Origin of the sequence: Rubrimonas cliftonensis, from assembly GCF_900107585.1 — a bacterium.
GTDB lineage: Bacteria > Pseudomonadota > Alphaproteobacteria > Rhodobacterales > Rhodobacteraceae > Rubrimonas > Rubrimonas cliftonensis.
Genome location: NZ_FNQM01000013.1, coordinates 43,966 through 61,341 on the forward strand (window position 1 = coordinate 43,966; position 17,376 = coordinate 61,341).

General features: G+C 69.4%; 17 protein-coding genes. 13 read left to right on the top strand and 4 right to left on the bottom strand.

Translation table 11 applies throughout. The features are described 5' to 3' along the window. Positions 1-44 precede the first annotated feature (44 nt). The 6 genes from BLW43_RS16535 (at position 45) to BLW43_RS16560 (ending at position 7,369) form a co-directional block, all read left to right on the top strand. The gene (locus BLW43_RS16535; RefSeq protein WP_093255152.1) at positions 45-2,990 is read left to right on the top strand and encodes a 2-oxoglutarate dehydrogenase E1 component; all 2,946 of its coding nucleotides are present in this window, start codon (positions 45-47) and stop codon (positions 2,988-2,990) included. 28 nt (positions 2,991-3,018) lie between these two features. Then, positions 3,019-4,251, top strand: coding sequence for a 2-oxoglutarate dehydrogenase complex dihydrolipoyllysine-residue succinyltransferase (gene odhB, locus BLW43_RS16540; RefSeq protein ID WP_093255153.1), 1,233 nt, complete (start codon positions 3,019-3,021; stop codon positions 4,249-4,251). A 27-nt stretch (positions 4,252-4,278) separates the two neighbouring features. After that, positions 4,279-4,929 (top strand): VOC family protein, encoded by a 651-nt coding sequence (locus tag BLW43_RS16545; RefSeq protein ID WP_093255155.1) that lies wholly within the window; start codon positions 4,279-4,281, stop codon positions 4,927-4,929. Further along, complete coding sequence (locus BLW43_RS16550) at positions 4,926-5,315, top strand: MAPEG family protein (protein WP_093255156.1); 390 nt, start codon at positions 4,926-4,928, stop codon at positions 5,313-5,315. Before BLW43_RS16545 ends, BLW43_RS16550 begins: the two co-directional genes overlap by 4 nt. 9 nt (positions 5,316-5,324) lie before the next feature. Further along, on the top strand, positions 5,325-6,722 hold the full coding sequence (gene lpdA, locus BLW43_RS16555; RefSeq protein WP_093255158.1) for a dihydrolipoyl dehydrogenase: 1,398 nt from the start codon (positions 5,325-5,327) through the stop codon (positions 6,720-6,722). Between the two features lie 125 nt (positions 6,723-6,847). Then, positions 6,848-7,369 (top strand): NADPH-dependent FMN reductase, encoded by a 522-nt coding sequence (locus BLW43_RS16560; RefSeq protein ID WP_093255159.1) that lies wholly within the window; start codon positions 6,848-6,850, stop codon positions 7,367-7,369. A gap of 22 nt (positions 7,370-7,391) precedes the next feature. Here the strand turns inward: BLW43_RS16560 and BLW43_RS16565 are convergent, their stop codons facing one another. After that, positions 7,392-9,872: a heavy metal translocating P-type ATPase gene (locus tag BLW43_RS16565; protein WP_093255161.1), complete on the bottom strand. Its 2,481-nt coding sequence runs from the start codon at positions 9,870-9,872 to the stop codon at positions 7,392-7,394. Between the two features lie 198 nt (positions 9,873-10,070). Here BLW43_RS16565 and BLW43_RS16570 point away from each other — a divergent pair, with 198 nt between their 5' ends. The 3 genes from BLW43_RS16570 to BLW43_RS16580 are packed head-to-tail and all read left to right on the top strand — an operon-like array spanning position 10,071 to position 13,133. Next, the gene (locus tag BLW43_RS16570; RefSeq protein WP_093255249.1) at positions 10,071-11,051 is read left to right on the top strand and encodes a Bug family tripartite tricarboxylate transporter substrate binding protein; all 981 of its coding nucleotides are present in this window, start codon (positions 10,071-10,073) and stop codon (positions 11,049-11,051) included. Positions 11,052-11,111: 60 nt separating this feature from the next. After that, positions 11,112-11,591, top strand: a complete 480-nt coding sequence (locus tag BLW43_RS16575; protein ID WP_093255162.1) for a tripartite tricarboxylate transporter TctB family protein — start codon at positions 11,112-11,114, stop codon at positions 11,589-11,591. Between the two features lie 21 nt (positions 11,592-11,612). Beyond that, on the top strand, positions 11,613-13,133 hold the full coding sequence (locus BLW43_RS16580) for a tripartite tricarboxylate transporter permease (RefSeq protein WP_093255164.1): 1,521 nt from the start codon (positions 11,613-11,615) through the stop codon (positions 13,131-13,133). 21 nt (positions 13,134-13,154) lie between these two features. Here BLW43_RS16580 and BLW43_RS16585 read toward each other — a convergent pair whose 3' ends face one another. Further along, positions 13,155-13,838: a DUF1194 domain-containing protein gene (locus BLW43_RS16585; protein WP_093255250.1), complete on the bottom strand. Its 684-nt coding sequence runs from the start codon at positions 13,836-13,838 to the stop codon at positions 13,155-13,157. Continuing rightward, on the bottom strand, positions 13,835-14,263 hold the full coding sequence (locus BLW43_RS16590) for a VOC family protein (RefSeq protein ID WP_093255165.1): 429 nt from the start codon (positions 14,261-14,263) through the stop codon (positions 13,835-13,837). The genes BLW43_RS16585 and BLW43_RS16590 overlap by 4 nt, the downstream gene beginning before the upstream one ends. A 165-nt stretch (positions 14,264-14,428) precedes the next feature. Between BLW43_RS16590 and thyX the strand changes: the two genes are divergently transcribed. From thyX to BLW43_RS16605, 3 genes are read left to right on the top strand one after another with little or no spacing between them, the layout of a single operon-like run. Continuing rightward, on the top strand, positions 14,429-15,352 hold the full coding sequence (gene thyX / locus BLW43_RS16595; protein ID WP_093255167.1) for an FAD-dependent thymidylate synthase: 924 nt from the start codon (positions 14,429-14,431) through the stop codon (positions 15,350-15,352). A gap of 40 nt (positions 15,353-15,392) precedes the next feature. After that, positions 15,393-15,596, top strand: coding sequence for a twin transmembrane helix small protein (locus tag BLW43_RS16600; protein WP_093255168.1), 204 nt, complete (start codon positions 15,393-15,395; stop codon positions 15,594-15,596). A 1-nt stretch (position 15,597) separates the two neighbouring features. Further along, positions 15,598-16,173: a cob(I)yrinic acid a,c-diamide adenosyltransferase gene (locus BLW43_RS16605; RefSeq protein WP_093255170.1), complete on the top strand. Its 576-nt coding sequence runs from the start codon at positions 15,598-15,600 to the stop codon at positions 16,171-16,173. Between the two features lie 9 nt (positions 16,174-16,182). Here BLW43_RS16605 and BLW43_RS23660 read toward each other — a convergent pair whose 3' ends face one another. Next, positions 16,183-16,359, bottom strand: a complete 177-nt coding sequence (locus BLW43_RS23660; RefSeq protein WP_175478961.1) for a hypothetical protein — start codon at positions 16,357-16,359, stop codon at positions 16,183-16,185. 255 nt (positions 16,360-16,614) lie between these two features. Here BLW43_RS23660 and BLW43_RS16610 point away from each other — a divergent pair, with 255 nt between their 5' ends. After that, the gene (locus BLW43_RS16610; RefSeq protein WP_093255171.1) at positions 16,615-17,376 is read left to right on the top strand and encodes an electron transfer flavoprotein subunit beta/FixA family protein; all 762 of its coding nucleotides are present in this window, start codon (positions 16,615-16,617) and stop codon (positions 17,374-17,376) included.

The window sequence follows — 17,376 nt, forward strand, 5'->3', positions numbered from 1 at the left end:
GCCTCAATCAGGGACCTGGACGCCGCAAGGCGCCCCCGTGAGCCATGACCGATCAGAGCGGAAACGACGCGTTCCACTCCACCTCCTTCCTGCAGGGCGGCAACGCGGAATACGTCGAGCAGATGTATGCCCGCTACGCGGCCAACCCCAACGCCGTCGACGAGGGCTGGCGGGAGTTCTTCGCCGCGCTGGGCGACGAGAACATGGCGGTGCGCGAGGAAGCCGCCGGCGCCCCTTGGGAGCGCGCCGACTGGCCGCCGCAGATGAACGGCGAGCTGATCGCCGCGCTCGACGGCCAGTGGCCGGAGGCGGCGGCGGCGAAGATCGGCGAGAAGATCAGGGCGAAGGCCGACGCGGCCGGCGTCGAGGTCACGCCGGCGCAGATGCGCGCCGCCTCGCTCGATTCGATCCGTGCGATCATGTTCATCCGCAGCTTCCGCTCGCGCGGCCATCTCGGCGCGGACCTCGACCCGCTGAAGCTGAACCCGATGCCGGCGCACCCCGAGTTCGACCCGGCGTTCTTCGGCTTCAGGGAGGGCGACCTCGACCGCCCGATCTTCATCGACAACGTGCTGGGCCTTGAGACCGCCACCATGCGCGAGATCCACGCGCTGGTGAAGCGCACCTACCAGGGCACCTTCGCGCTGCAGTTCATGCACCTGCAGGACCCCGAGGAGAAAAGCTGGCTGCAGTCCCGCATCGAGGGCTACGGCAAGGAGATCAGCTTCACCATCGAGGGCCGGCGCGCGATCCTCAACAAGCTGATCGAGGCGGAGGGCTTCGAGAAGTTCCTGCACGTCAAGTACCAGGGCACCAAGCGCTTCGGGCTCGACGGCGGCGAGGCGCTGATCCCGGCGCTGGAGCAGATCATCAAGCGCGGCGGCGCGCTGGGCGCGCAGGAGCTGGTGTTCGGCATGCCCCACCGCGGGCGGCTCTCGGTGCTGGCGGCGGTGATGGGCAAGCCCTACCGCGCCATCTTCAACGAGTTCCAGGGCGGCAGCTTCAAGCCCGACAGCGTCGACGGCTCGGGCGACGTGAAATACCATCTCGGCGCGAGCTCCGACCGCGAGTTCGACGGCAACAGCGTCCACATCTCGCTGACCGCCAACCCCTCGCACCTAGAGGCGGTGAACCCGGTCGTGCTCGGCAAGGTCCGCGCCAAGCAGGAGCAGGCGGGGCGCGACCGCACCAAGGTCATCCCGGTGCTGCTGCACGGCGACGCCGCCTTTGCGGGGCAGGGCGTGGTGGCGGAGTGCTTCGGCCTCTCCGGCCTGCGCGGCCACCGCACCGGCGGCACCATGCACATCATCGTCAACAACCAGATCGGGTTCACGACCTCGCCGGCCTTCTCGCGCTCCTCGCCCTACCCGACCGACATCGCCAAGATGGTCGACGCGCCGATCTTCCACGTGAACGGCGACGACCCCGAGGCGGTGGTGCACGCCGCCAAAGTCGCGACCGAATATCGCCAGAAGTTCCAGAAGGACGTCGTCATCGACATCTTCTGCTACCGCCGGTTCGGGCACAACGAGGGCGACGAGCCCATGTTCACCCAGCCGCTGATGTACAAGGCGATCAAGAAGCAGAAGACCACGCTGCAGCTTTACGGCCAGCGGCTGATCGACGACGGGCTGATCTCGCGCACCGAACTCGACGAGGCGCGCGCCGAGTTCGCCGAGCGCATGAACGCCGCCTTCGAGGCCGGGCGCGACTACAAGCCCAACAAGGCCGACTGGCTCGACGGGCGCTGGAAGCATCTCGAAAGCGGGCAGGGCGACTACCAGCCCGGCGACACCGCCACGGCGATGGAGACGCTGCGCGAGATCGGCCGCGGCATCTCGACCATCCCCGAAGGCTTCTCGCCCCACCGCACCATCGAGCGGCTGATGGCGGCCAAGCGCGAGATGATCGACACCGGCGAGGGCATCGACTGGGCGACGGCCGAGGCGCTCGCCTTCGGCGCGCTGTTGCTCGAAGGCTACCCTGTTCGCCTGTCGGGGCAGGACTGCACGCGCGGCACCTTCTCCCAGCGCCACAGCGGCATCGTCGATCAGGAGACCGAGGAGCGCCACTACCCGCTCAACCACATCCGCGAGGGGCAGTCGCAGTACGAGGTCATCGACTCGATGCTCTCCGAATACGCGGTGCTCGGCTACGAATACGGCTACACGCTGTCTGAGCCGAACGCGCTGGTGCTGTGGGAGGCGCAGTTCGGCGACTTCGCCAACGGCGCCCAGATCATGATCGACCAGTTCATCTGCTCGGGCGAGGCGAAGTGGCTGCGCATGTCGGGCCTCGTGATGCTGCTGCCGCACGGCTACGAGGGGCAGGGGCCCGAGCACTCCTCGGCGCGTCTGGAGCGGTTCCTGCAGCTCTCCGCACAGGACAACTGGATCATCGCCAACTGCACCACTCCGGCGAACTATTTCCACATCCTGCGGCGGCAGCTGCACCGGAGCTTCCGCAAGCCGCTGATCCTTATGACGCCCAAATCATTGCTGCGTCACAAGAAATGCGTGAGCAAGCTGAAGGAGATGGCCGACGGCTCCAGCTTCCACCGGGTTCTGTGGGACGATGCGGAGTTGGGCGGCGCCGACATCACGCTGAAGGCGGACGACAAGATCAGCCGCGTCGTGATCTGCTCGGGCAAGGTCTACTATGACCTGCTGGAGGAGCGCGACAGGCGTGGACTCGACGACGTTTACATCCTGCGGCTGGAGCAGTTCTACCCGTTCCCGGCGATGTCGCTGACCAAGGAGCTGGGGCGCTTCAAGCAGGCCGACGTGATCTGGTGCCAGGAAGAGCCGAAGAACCAGGGCGCGTGGACTTTCGTGGAGCCCAATCTGGAATGGGTGCTGGGCCGCATCGGCTGCGCGACCACGCGGCCGCGCTATGCGGGCCGCTCGGCGTCGGCGTCGCCGGCGACAGGCCTCGCCTCGCGCCACAAGCAGGAACAGGCTGATCTGATCGACGCGGCGTTGGCCGGCTGAGCGCAGCAACCTCGAGGGGAAGACGACGATGACGACGGAAGTGCGCGTGCCGACGCTGGGCGAATCGGTCTCGGAAGCGACGATCGCCACCTGGTTCAAGCAGCCGGGAGACACGGTCGCCGTGGATGAGATGCTGTGCGAGCTCGAGACCGACAAGGTGACGGTGGAGGTGCCGGCGCCGGCGGCGGGGCGTCTGGTCGAGCATGTGGCGGCGGAGGGCGACACCGTGGGCGTCAACGCGCTGCTGGCCACCATCGAGGAAGGCGCCGGCGCGGCCGATGGCGGGACCAAGCCCGCGCCGAAGGCGGAGGCTGCGCCAGAGCCCGCGCCAGAGCCCGCCACGCCGGCCTCGAAGCCCGACCGTGCCGACGTGGAGGACGCGCCGTCGGCCAGGAAGGCGATGGCGGAGGCCGGCCTCTCCCGCGACCAGGTCGCGGGCTCCGGCCGCGACGGGCGCGTAATGAAGGAGGACGTGCTCAAGGCGGTCGCCGAACTCGGGACCAGGGCCGAGGCGGCGCTCAAGGCCCCCGCCTCCCGCGGCCCGGTCGCGGTGGCGGACGCCGCGCGCGAGAAGCGCGTGAAGATGACCCGCCTTCGCCAGACCATCGCCCGCCGGCTGAAGGATGCGCAGAACACCGCCGCCATGCTCACCACCTACAACGAGGTGGACATGTCCGGCGTCATGGGCCTGCGCAACGAATACAAGGAACTGTTCGAGAAGAAGCACAAGACCAAACTCGGCTTCATGGGCTTCTTCGTGAAGGCCTGCACCCATGCGCTCAAGGAGGTCGCGGCCGTCAACGCCGAGATCGACGGGACCGAGATCGTCTACAAGCATTACTGCCATATCGGCGTGGCCGTCGGCACACCGAACGGGCTGGTGGTGCCGGTGGTGCGCGACGCCGACCAGATGGGCTTCGCCGAGATCGAGAAGACCATCTCCGACTTCGGCCTGCGCGCCCGCGACGGCAAGCTGACCATGGACGAGATGCAGGGCGGCACCTTCACCATCTCCAACGGCGGCGTCTACGGCTCGCTGATGTCCTCGCCCATCCTCAACCCGCCGCAGTCGGGCATCCTCGGCATGCACAAGATCCAGGAGCGGCCCGTGGTGGTCGGCGGTCAGATCGTCATCCGCCCGATGATGTATCTCGCCCTCAGCTACGACCACCGCATCGTGGACGGCAAGGAGGCCGTCACCTTCCTCGTGCGGGTCAAGGAGAGCCTCGAAGATCCCCGCCGCCTGCTGATGGACCTGTGACGGCGTGAGCCGCCCCATGAGCCGCCCGTGATCCGCTTCGACCACATCGCGCTCGCCGCCGACACGCTGGAGGCGGGCGCGGACCTTGTCCGGGCGCGGCTCGGCGTCAAAATCGGGCCGGGCGGAGCGCATCCGCTGATGGGCACGCACAACCTGCTCGGCGCGACGGGACCGGACAGCTTCCTGGAAGTGATCGCCGCCGACCCCGGCGCCCCCCCCGCCCGTCCGCGCTGGTTCGGTCTCGACCGCCCGGAGACGCTGACGCATGGCCCGCGCCCCTTCCTCGTCGCCGCGACCGACGATCTGGACGCGGCGCTGGCGGCGGCGGCGCGCGCCGGGTTCGACCTTGGCCGGCCGGAGGCGCTGAGGCGGGGCGAGTTGCATTGGCGCTTCGCCGTGACCGCGAACGGCGCGCCCGCCGAGGACGGCGCCGCGCCGCTGCTGATCGAGTGGCCGGCGGGGCCGCATCCGGCGGGCCGCATGGCCGACGCCGGGCTGCGCTGCGCCGGCGTCACGCTGCGCACGCCGAGGCCCGAACGCCTCCGCGCGCTTATGGCGGCGCTGGGCGCGGCCAACCTTTTCGCGATAGCCGAAGGGGCGGCGGGCGTCGTCGCGACGTTCACCGGCCCCGGAGGCGCAGGCGGGACGCTCGAACCGATGATGGAGGCCCTCCCGTGACCCCCGAACTCACCGTCCTCTCGCTCGCCCTGCTGCTCGCCATCGCCCAGCTGTTCCTGTTCGCCGTACCGGCGAACAGGGACATCGGCACGAGATATCTCGCCGGGCCGCGCGACGAAGGCGTGAAGCTCGAAGGCCGCACCGCCCGACTGCAACGCGCCTTCCAGAACCACATCGAGGGGCTGGCGCTGTTCACGCCGGCCGCGCTGGTCGTCGCGGTTTCGGGGCAGTCGACCGCCTTCACCGCCGCCTGCGCCTGGGCCTACCTGCTCGCGCGGGTGGTCTATGTGCCCGCCTACGCCTACGGTTGGGCGCCATGGCGCTCGGCGATCTGGGCCGTCGGGCTCCTCGCCACCGTCCTCATGCTGCTCGCTGCGCTGTTCTAGGAGAACCCCATGGCCGAATACGACGTCATCATCATCGGCGGCGGCCCGGGCGGCTATGTCTGCGCGATCCGCGCCGCGCAGCTCGGCCTGAAGACGGCGGTGGTCGAGGGCCGCGGCGCGCTCGGCGGCACCTGCCTCAACGTGGGCTGCATCCCGTCCAAGGCGCTGCTGCACGCCTCCGAGTTCGCGCACGAGGCGGAGGGCAACTTCGCCGCCATGGGCATCAACGCGAAGTCGGTCAGCGTCGACGTGCCCAAGATGCTGGGCTACAAGCAGTCCGTCGTGGACAGCAACGTGAAGGGCATCGAGTTCCTGTTCAAGAAGAACAAGGTCGACTGGATCAAGGGCTGGGGCCGCATCTCGGCAAAAGGCGAGGTGACGGTCGAGGGCGAGAACGCGGGCGTCCACAAGGCGAGGAACATCGTCATCGCCACCGGCTCCGAGCCGTCGCCGCTCAAGGGCGTGGAGGTCGATCAGGAGCGTGTGGTGGACAGCACCGGCGCGCTCGACATCCCGAAAGTTCCCAGGAAGCTGGTGATCATCGGCGCCGGCGTGATCGGGCTGGAGCTCGGCTCGGTCTGGAAGCGTCTCGGTTCCGAGGTCGCGGTGATCGAGTATCTCGACCAGATCACTCCGGGCATGGACCTGGAGGTGTGCAAGACCTTCCAGAAGATCCTGCGCAAGCAGGGTATCGATTTCGTCATGGGCGCCGCCGTCTCGGGCGTGGAGAAGCTCAAGACCAAGTTGAAGGTCGCCTACAGCCTGCGCAAGGACGACAGCGCCCACGAGATGGACGCCGACGTGGTGCTGGTCGCCACCGGACGCCGCCCGTTCACCAAGGGGCTCGGGCTGGAGGCGCTGGGCGTGGCGCTCGACGAGCGCGGGCGCGTCAGGACCGACGCGCACTGGCGCACCAACGTCGAGGGCGTGCTCGCCATCGGCGACGTGATCGCCGGTCCGATGCTCGCCCACAAGGCCGAGGACGAGGGCGTGGCGGTGGCCGAGCAGCTCGCCGGCCAGCACGGCCACGTCAACTACGGCGTGATCCCGTCGGTGATCTACACGTCGCCGGAGGTGGCGATGGTCGGCCAGACCGAGGAGCAGCTGAAGGAGGCGGGCCGCGCCTACAAGGCGGGCAAGTTCAGCTTCATGGGCAACGGCCGCGCCAAGGCGCATTTCGCCACCGACGGCTTCGTGAAGATCCTCGCCGACAAGGCGACCGACCGCATCCTCGGCGCCCATGTCATCGGACCGATGGCGGGCGACCTGATCCACGAGGTCTGCGTCGCCATGGAGTTCGGCGCCTCGGCCGAAGACCTCGCCCGCACCTGCCACGCGCACCCGACCTTCTCGGAGGCGATGCGCGAGGCGGCGATGGCCTGCGGCGACGGGCCGATCCACGGCTGAGGCGAAACGGCCCGCCGGAAGCGGGAAAATCGTCAGGCGTGAACGATCCGTTTCCCGTCGCGCACTGACGCGGCGGGAAATCCTGCTTATGTGGCGCTGCAACACATCGTCATGAGGGACAGCAGATGAACCTGCTCGGCATTTCCGGCTCGCTCAGGGCCGACAGCCTGAACACGCAGCTCGTGAGCGTCGCGGCCGAGGCGTTCGGCGACGCGGACTTCACGCTCGCCGACCTGCGCCTGCCGCTCTACGACGGCGATCTTGAGGACAGGGGGATGCCGGCGGAGGTGACGACCCTCGTCGACCAGATCCGCGCGGCGGATGCGATCATCATCTCGACGCCGGAATACAACGCCGGCCTGTCCGGCGTGCTGAAGAACGCGCTCGACTGGGTCAGCCGGATTCCGCCGATGGCCTTCGCCGGCAAGCCGACCGCGATCATGTCCGCCGCCGCCGGCAAGGCGGGGGGCGCGCGGGCGCAGATGACGCTGCGTCACTGCCTCGTGGCGTTCCGCCCGCGCATCGTGCTCGGGCCGGAAATCATGGTCGGCGGCGCCATGAGCGCGTTCGAGGACGGCAGGCTCACCGACGAAATGGCGGTCAAGCTCGTCGCGGACCAGATGGCCGCGCTGCGCGCCATGGTCTGACGGGGCGCGCCCGCCAGGCGGCTCAGCCCGCCCGGCGCAGCCTCAGCGCGTTGGCGACGACGCTGACTGACGAGAGCGCCATCGCCGCGCCCGCCAGCATCGGCGAGAGCGTAACGCCCCAGGACGCCAGCACCCCCGCCGCAACGGGAATCAGCGCGGCGTTGTAGCCGAACGCCCAGACGAGGTTCTGGCGGATGTTCGCCATCGTCGCCCGCGAGAGGCGCACGGCCTTCGCCGCGGCGGCGAGGTCATCCGCCATCAGCACCACGTCCGCGCTCTCGATGGCGATGTCGGTTCCTGCCCCGATGGCCACACCAACGTCGGCCTGCGCAAGGGCGGGCGCGTCGTTGACGCCGTCGCCGATGAAGGCGACCCGGCGGCCTGACGTCTGAAGCGCCGCGACGACCTCGGCCTTCTCGGCGGGCAGCACGCCGGCATGGACCGTTTCGAGCCCGAGCTGACGGGCCACGGCGCGCGCGGCGGCCTCGGCGTCTCCGGTGACCATCACGAGCTTGAGGCCCAGCGCCTTAAGCTCCGCGAGCGCCGCCCCGGCGCCCGGCTTGATCGGATCGGCCACGGCGATCAGCCCGGCGGGCCGGCCGTCGACGGCGACGCAGAGGGCCGTCGCGCCGGCTTCGTCAGCGCGCGCGGCCGCCGCCGAGAGCGGCGCGAGGTCGACGCCCGCCTCGCGCAGCATCCGCGCAGAGCCCACGAGGACGAGCCTTCCTGCAACGGTCGCCGAGACGCCGCGGCCCGTCTCCGCCCGGAAGCCGTCGGCCGACGCAGGGGCAAGGCCCCGCGCCGCGGCGGCCTCGCGCACGGCGCGGGCGACGGGGTGCTCCGAGAGGGCCTCCACCGCCGCCGCATCGGCGAGAAGCGCGGCGCCGTCGCCGTCGAGCGCCGTCACCTCCGTCACCGCGGGACGGCCTTCGGTGAGCGTGCCGGTCTTGTCGAAGGCGGCCACATCGACGTCGCGCAGGGCCTGAAGCGCCGCACCGCGCCGGAAAAGCACGCCAAGCTCGGCGCCGCGCCCGGTCCCCACCACAATGGATATCGGCGTCGCCAGACCCATGGCGCAGGGACAGGCGACGATCAGCACCGCGACGGCGTGCGACACCGCCTGCTCCGGCGCCGCCCAGAGCCAGAAGCCGAGCGTCAGCGCCGCGACGACGAGGATCGCCGGAACGAACCACAGCGTCACCCGGTTGACCAGCGACTGGATCGGCAGCTTGGCGCCCTGGGCCGTCTCGACCATGGCGACGATCCGGGCGAGCAGCGTGTCGGCGCCGACGCGCTCGGCGCGGAAGGTCAGCGCGCCGGCGCCGTTGACCGTGCCGCCCGTCACCGCGTCGCCGGGGCCCTTGCGCGCAGGCGCCGGCTCACCCGTCACCATGCTCTCGTCGATCCAGCTCTCGCCCTCGGTCACCACGCCGTCGACCGGCGCGCGTGCGCCGGGGCGCAGAAGCACGAGTTCGCCCACGGCCAGCGCCGCCACGGTCTTCTCCACCGGAACGCCCTCGCGCAGCACGAGCGCGGTGGGCGGCTGCAAGGCGACGAGACTGCGGATGGCGGCGCCGGCGCGGCCCCGCGCCCGGCCCTCCAGCCAGCGGCCGAGCAGGATGAGCGTCACGATCACGGCGCCGCTCTCGAAGTACACATGGCCCGCGGCTTCCGCCGTCGGCCCCGCCGCGATCAGCGCGGCCGTCGAATAGGCCCACGCCGCGCCTGCGCCCAGCATCACCAGCGCGTTCATGTCCGGCGCGCCGCGCGCAAGCGCCCGAGCGCCGTCCACGAAGAACGCCCGCCCCGGCCCGAACAGGACGACGCTAGCGAGCGCGAACGCCAGCCATCCGGCGAAGCCGCCGAGCGCGGACGCGGCCCACGCGCCGAAGGCGGGCGACGCATGCCCGCCCATCTCCAGGACCACGAGCGGCGCCGTGGCGAGGCCGGCGAGCGCGGCGCGTCGGCCGAGCGCCGCCGTCTCGCGCGCCGCGGCCCCCTCGCCGCGATCGGCGGCGGCTCCGGGAACATGCTCCTCCACAAGCGGATACCCGGCTTTCCGGGCGGCTGCGGACAGCGCCTCGCGCGGGGTTGCGCCGAGGCTGCGCACTTTCGCCCGCCCGGTCGCGAGGTTGACCGAGACATCCCTGACCCGAGGCGCCGCGGCGAGGGCGGCCTCGAGCCGCCCGACGCAGGCCCCGCAGCGCAGGCCCGAGACGTCGAAACTCGCTTCGGTCAACCCGGGGGCGTAGCCCGCGTCTCGCACGGCGCGCTCGACGGCGGCCCAGCCGCCTTCGGGCGTCAAAGTCACGGTGGCGCGGCGCGCGGCGAAGTTCACCGAGGCCGACGCCACGCCCGGCGCCGCATCGAGCGACCGCTGGATGCGCGCGGCGCATCCGCCGCACGTCATCCCCTCGACGGCGAATGCGGCGGAGCGCCCGTCATCGGTCGCGCCCGCCCGCCCGCCGCGGTCGGCGTCCTCAGGGGGGGTCGAACCGTCCATCTAGTCACCTCCGCACCGTCGGGAGCGGAGATGGGGCTTCCAGCAAGTGGAAGGTCAAGCGCCGCCGGACATGCGCGGCTCGGCGTCGCAGCCGGGCGCGGCTTGCAAATGGCGGTCGGCGTGGCAGGGTGGCGGTTCAAAACCGGTTCCGGCGCAGGCTTGCGTCAACGGAGCCGCATCCGGGGAGACGTGATCAAGATGACCATCCTTCTGACGCGCCGCGGGCTCGCCGCCTGCGCAGCAGCCTTCGCGCTTTCGCTGGGCGGCGTCGCCCAGGCCGAGCCGAAGATCGGCAGCGTGCACTTCCTCATTCCCGGCGGCGCCGGCGGCGGCTGGGACGGCACCGCCCGCGGCGTGGGCGAGGCGCTGACCAGGGCCGGCCTCGTCGGAAACGCATCGTTCGAGAACATGTCGGGCGGCGGCGGCGGCAAGGCGATGACCTGGCTGATCGACAACGCCCGGTCCAACTACAACGTGCTGATGGTCAACTCGACGCCGATGATCATCCGCGGACTAAACGGTGAGGTCGACCAGACCTTCCGCGACCTGACCAACATCGCCGGCGTCGTCGGCGACTATGCGGCGCTCGTCGTCAACACCGACAGCCCGATCAACAGTTTCGGCGACCTCAAGGCCGCCTACGACGCCAACCCCAACCAGGTCGCCATCGGCGGCGGCTCGGTGCCGGGCGGGATGGACCATCTGATCACCTCGATGATCATGCAGGCGTCCGGCGCCGACCCGCTGGCGGTCAAGTACATTCCCTACGACACCGGCGGCCCTGCGATGGCGGCGCTGCTGTCGGGCGAGATCAAGGCGCTCTCGACCGGGCTCTCCGAGGCCATCGAGCTGGCGCGGGCCGGCGAGGTGAAGATCATCGGCATCACGGCGACCGAGCGCGTGCCCGCCTATCCCGACGCGCCGACCTTCAGGGAGCAGGGCGTCGACATGGAGTTCGTCAACTGGCGCGGCTTCTTCGCGGCGCCGGGCCTGCCGGAGGATCAGGCGGCGGCCTACCGCGAGACCATCGCGGCGATGTACGAGACCGAGGCGTGGGAAGAGGTGCGGGCCCGCAACGGCTGGGTGAACATCCACAACTCGGGCCCCGAGTTCACGGCGTTCCTGGAGAAGCAGGAAGCCGAGATGAAGGCGCTGATGACCAAGCTGGGCTTCCTCTGACGCCCCCCGCCCGTGCGGAGGGAAAACCCTTCGCGCGGGCGCTTCACGGAAGGCCCGCCCATGGCGCTCGACCGCTGCATCGCCCTCGTCTTCATCGCGATCTGCCTCGTCTATGGCTGGACCGCCTGGTTCGGCATGGACGGTTCGCTGCCGCCCTTCATGCGGCGCAACCCGGTGTGGCCGTCGAGCTTTCCGAAGGTTCTGTCGATCGTCGGCCTGCTGATCGGCCTTGCCGTGGTGCTGACCCAGCCGCCGCCCGCGCCCCCCAAGGAGGGCGACATCGATTACCGCCGGCTCACCGACTACAAGCTCGGCCAGGCGCTGCTGCTGATGGGCCTGATGGTGGCCTATGCGCTGCTGCTGCGGCCGCTCGGCTTCATCGGCTCGACGGCGGGCTTCCTGATCGCCGGCGCGATGACGCTGGGCGAACGCAAGCTGCACATCCTCATCCCGGTGGCGCTGGCCGCGTCGCTCTCGGTCTGGTGGCTGGTGCAGGAGGTGCTCGGCATCTTCCTGCGTCCCCTGCCCTCCTTCCTCTGATCGCCTCGGGAGCGCCGCGCCATGATGGAAGGAATGCTGCAGGGGCTCATGACGGCGATCTCGCCGTTCAACATCGTCATGGTGGTGTCGGGCTGCATCATCGGGACGCTGATCGGCATGCTCCCCGGCCTTGGGCCGATGTCGATCATCGCCATCATGATCCCCATCGCCATCTCGATCGGCGATCCGTCCTCGGCGCTGATCCTGCTGGCGGGCGTCTATTACGGGGCGATCTTCGGCGGCTCGACGTCGTCGATCCTCATCAATGCGCCGGGCGTCGCCTCGACCGTGGCGACGGCCTTCGACGGCTACCCGATGGCGCGCAGGGGGCAGGCCGGCAAGGCGCTGACCATCGCGGCAATCGCGTCGTTCTGCGGCGGCACCATCGGCGCGATCCTGCTGATGGCCTTCGCGCCGGCGCTCTCCTCCGTCGCGCTGCTGTTCCACTCCGCGGAGTACTTCGCGCTGATGGTGCTGGGCCTCTCCGCCATCGCCGCCTTCGCGGGGTCGGGCAGCGTCGGCAAGGCGCTGATGATGACCGTGCTGGGGCTGATCATGGCGACCGTGGGCGAGGCCGCGCTCTTCAACGCGCCGCGCTTCACCGGCGGCGTGCAGGAGTTCCAGTCCGGCTTCAGCTTCATCACGCTGGCCATGGCGATGTTCGCCCTGCCCGAGGCGCTGTATCTCGTGCTCGACCCCAACCGCTCCGGCAAGGCGGGCGAGGGCGGCGGCGAGATCAGGGACATGCGCATCACGCGCGAGGAGGCCTGGACGATAGCGCCGGTGATCGGGCGGCAGTCGCTTCAGGGCTTCTTCATCGGCGTTCTTCCCGGCGCCGGGGCGACGATCGCCTCCTTCCTCGGCTACGCCGTGGAGCGCAACCTCGCCACCAAGGAGGAGCAGGCGGAGTTCGGCAAGGGCTCGATCAAGGGCCTCGCCGCGCCGGAATCGGCCAACAACGCCGCCTGCTCGGGCAGTTTCGTGCCGCTGCTGACGCTTGGCATCCCCGGTTCGGGCACGACGGCGATCCTGCTCGGCGCGCTGATGTCGCTCAACGTCTCGCCCGGGCCGCGGCTGATGATCGACGAGCCGGACATCTTCTGGTCCGTCATCATCTCGATGTATCTCGGCAATCTCGTGCTGCTGATGCTGAACCTGCCGCTGATCCCCTACATCGCGAAGCTGCTGGCCATACCGCGCAACTACCTGATTCCGTTCATCCTGTTCTTCACCCTGATGGGCAGCTACATCGGCCAGAACAACGCGACGGAACTGCTGATCCTCGTCGGGCTGGGGCTGGCGGCGACGGTGCTGCGCTTCGCGGACTATCCGCTGGCGCCGCTGCTGATCGGGTTCATCCTTGGCCGGATGCTGGAGGACAACTTCGCCCGCGCGATGCAGCTCTATGACGGGTTCGGCTTCATCCTGGAGCGGCCGATGACCATCGGCCTGCTGGTGATCGCCACGGCGCTGGTGCTGCTGCCGTCCTACCGCGCGCGTCGGGCGCGGCTGCTGCGCAAGGGCGTGGCGCAGGGCGACTGAGCCGGCGGCCGAGGGCCAGATTTACGGCTGGCGCTGCGCGAAGGGCGGCTGGAGCTCCCGCAGCAGCTTGCGCAGGATCGCGCCGGGATAGTCCGTGTAGCTGTGGATCACTTCGAGGAACGCGCCGGGCCCGTGCAGGACTTCGGCGCGATAGTAGAGCACCGGGTCAGGATCGGCCCCCGCGATCACCAGCCCGTTGAAGGTGATGCCTTCGAAGGCCCCCCTCTCGCGATGCCATTGCGGCCCGACGCCGTCGTTGTTGGCGCCGTCTCCCGAAACGTCCACGACGCGGCGGCGGCACGGCACCGGGTTCTCGCCATGGAGCGCCGCGGCGAAGCCGGTGGCCCGGCCCAGCGCCGTCGGCCAGTGGTCGTATCGGCGCGGCGCGGCTGCTAGACTGGCGGCGAAGGCCTCGATGGACGCCCGGTCCCCGAGCCAGGTCCAGTCGATCAGCAGCTCCTGGTGCTGGAAGCCGCTCCACGCGAAGGCGCTCGCCATCACGCCCGCCCCTGGCGGCGAGAGGATCGTCTCCACCACCGCCGGGTCGCGCAGCGCTGCGGCGAGACCCTGCATCTGCAGGGCGTACTCGGCCGCGTCGACGCTGGAGGAGACGTCCAGCGCGAGCACGAGGGCCGCCGTGCAGTCCAGCGCACGCGCCCCGACGGGCGCGAGCGCCAGCAGTGCTGCGGCGGCGGCGCGGCTCACCACGTCCCGGTGTTCTCCATGCCGGACCAGGGCTCGGCTTTGGGAAGCGACTCGCCGATCTGAAGCAACTCGATGGAGATGCCGTCGGGCGACTTCACGAAGGCCATCCGGCCGTCGCGCGGCGGGCGGTTGATCGTGACGCCCGCCTTCTGCAGCCTGTCGCACATGGCGTAGATGTCCTCGACGCCATAGGCGAGGTGGCCGAAGTTGCGGCCGCCCTGATACTGCTCGTCGCCGTCCCAGTTGTAGGTCAGCTCGATGGGGCGGTCGTGCTGGCCCGGCGGGGCGAGGAAGACCAGCGTGAACCGGCCCTGCTCGCTGTCGACCCTGCGGATCTCCTCCATGCCGAGGAGGTCGCAGTAGAATTTTTTCGACGCCTCGACGTCCTTCACCCGCACCATGGTGTGGAGGTATTCGATCTTCATGATGTCACGTCCCTTTTGGCGTTGCGCTCACCGCCGCGCAGTCTCAATCCCGGCCTTGTCCGCGGTCCATCCACAGTCTTGTCCACAACAGGTCCACCGTCGTCGCATTGCGGGAGGCGCATATTTCCGATTCAGTCGCGGCGTTCAGCGGACGGGAGCGATGCGATGGATGGTAACGCATTGGACGAGCGAGGCCAGCCGGAGATCGCGCCAGAGAACGCGGGAGAGACCCGTCGCGCCACGGCCCCCGCCATGGAGGCGCGGCTCGGCGCCGCCATCCCCGTGCTCGACCACGGTTTCCTGCGCGTGGTGGACTACATGGGCGACGACGCCGCCATCGTTCAGGCGGCGCGCGTCAGCTACGGCCGGGGCACCAAGTCGGCGCGCGACGACGCCGGGCTGATCCGCTACCTGATGCGCCATTGGCACTCCACGCCGTTCGAGATGTGCGAGATCAAGCTGCATGTGAAGCTGCCGATCTTCGTCGCGCGACAGTGGATCCGGCATCGCACGGCCAACGTGAACGAGTATTCCGCGCGGTACTCGATCCTCGACCGCGAATTCTACACGCCCGCGCCGGAGCACCTGGCGGCCCAGTCCGCCAGCAACCGGCAGGGCCGCGGCGCGGTGCTGGCGGGGGACGACGCGGAGGCCGCGCTGCGGCTGCTGCGCGACGAGGCGACGCGCGATTTCGACGCCTATGAGCGGCTGCTCGGCGATGGCGGCGACCGGCCCGGCCTCGCGCGCGAGCTGGCGCGGATGGCGCTGCCGCTGTCGGCCTACACCCAGTGGTACTGGAAGACCGACCTGCACAACCTGTTTCATTTCCTGCGCCTGCGCGCGGACCCCCATGCGCAGTACGAGATCCGCGTCTATGCGGAGGCGCTCTGCGAGGTGGTGCGAGACTGGGTTCCGGCGGCATGGGCGGCCTTCGAGGACTATCGCCTCAACGCCGAGACGTTCTCCGGCCCGGCGATGGCGTGTCTGCGCCGCATGCTCGCCGGCGAGGCGGTGACGCAGGACAGCTCGGGCATGAGCGCAGGCGAATGGCGGGAGTTCCAGGCGGCGCTGGCCGGGCGCGCGGCGTGAACGGTTTGCCCGCGCCCGCGGCGCGCGCTAGATACGCCCTATGACTGGAGCATTGACCACTGTCGCCATCGCGGCCTGTCTCGTCGTGCTGGGCGTTCTGGTGCTCGGCCTGTTCTCGTTCGGGCGCGGCGGCGCCTTCAGCAAGCGGTGGTCCAACAAGATCATGCAGGCGCGGGTGATCGCGCAGTTCGCCGCCGTCGTCATCATCGTTGCGCTCGCCTGGGCGATGCGCGGAGGTCAGTGAAATGGTCGTTCTGAACCGGATCTACACGCGCACCGGAGACGCAGGCGAAACCGCCCTCGGCGATGGCATGCGCGTGGCGAAGTTCTCGCTGAGGGTCGACGCCTACGGAACGGTGGACGAGACCAACGCCGTCATCGGCCTCGCACGGCTCCATGCCGAGGGCGACATGGACGCGGCGCTCGGGCGCATCCAGAACGACCTGTTCGATCTCGGCGCTGATCTCTGCACGCCGGACCGCGGCAAGGATGACGAGGCGGAGTATCCTCCGCTTCGGATGGTCGAGAGCCAGGTCGAACGCCTCGAACGTGAGATTGACGCCATGAACGGCGCGCTTCAGCCTCTGAGGAGCTTCATTCTGCCAGGCGGTTCGCCGCTGGCGGCGCATCTGCACATGTGCCGCACCGTGTCGCGCAGGGCGGAGCGGCTGGTCACTGCGCTGTCGGCTCAAGAAGTCGTCGGTGGCGCGGCCTGTCGCTACGTCAACCGTCTCTCGGACTGGTTCTTCGTCGCCGGCCGCATCGCCAACGACAATGGCGCAGACGACGTGCTCTGGGTTCCGGGAGCAACCCGCGGCTGATGGCCCCGCTCAGCGCTCGCGCCGCGAGAGATGTGCCAAGCCGCAGAGCGCGCCAAGCCCGCTGAGCCCGGCAAGCATCTGGCTGGACGCCGCGCCGATCAGAAAGGCTGGGTCAATGAGCGGAGCCGCGCTCACACTGAACGCGACTCCGGCCACGATCACGATAGCAACGGCACCCTGGATCATCGCTTCAACTCCACGCCTACGCGAAATGTGATGCCGCACTGCAGCGAATGCCTCAAGTGAATTATCGATGACCTTGCAGCCAACCCGGGCAAAATCGGCGCATGGAAGGGGATGCACGCCATCATGGCGCCGACTGCCTCAAATTTGTTTCCCGGCTGAACCGGTTCCGGCTCACTTCTCGCCGTGATGCGGTGGAGACGCTAGACAGTTCGGCGTGTGACGCGGCGATTGATTCGATTGCAGGAGGCTCGATCCATGAAGGTGCTCGTCCCCGTTAAACGGGTGATTGACTACAACGTGAAGGTTCGCGTGAAGGCGGACGGCAGCGGCGTGGATCTCGCCAACGTCAAGATGTCGATGAATCCCTTCGATGAAATCGCCGTCGAGGAGGCCATTCGCCTGCGCGAGGCCGGCCATGCGACTGAGATCGTCGCGGTCTCCATCGGCGTCAGGCAGGCGCAGGAGACGCTGCGCACGGCGCTCGCCATGGGCGCCGACCGCGCGATCCTGATCGAGGCGGCCGCGACGGTGGAGACCGACATCGAACCGCTGGCCGTCGCCAAGCTGCTCGCGAAGGTGGTCGCGGACGAGGCGCCAGGTCTCGTCCTGATGGGAAAACAGGCCATCGACAACGACATGAACGCCACCGGCCAGATGCTGAGCGCGCTGCTCGGCTGGGCGCAGGCGACCTACGCCTCCAAGCTCGAGATCGAGGACGGCGCAGCGGTCGTGACGCGAGAAGTCGACGGCGGCCTCCAGACCATCCGCGTCAAGACGCCCGCGGTCGTGACGGTGGACCTTCGCCTGAACGAGCCGCGCTACGCGTCGCTGCCCAACATCATGAAGGCGAAGAAGAAGCCGCTCGACGTCAAAACGCCGGCCGACTATGGCGTGGACGTCTCGCCCCGGCTCAGCATCAGGACCGTCACCGAGCCGCCAGTGCGGCAGGCCGGCGTGAAGGTCGGCTCGGTCGATGAACTCGTCGAGAAACTCAGGAACGAAGCGGGGGTGATCTGA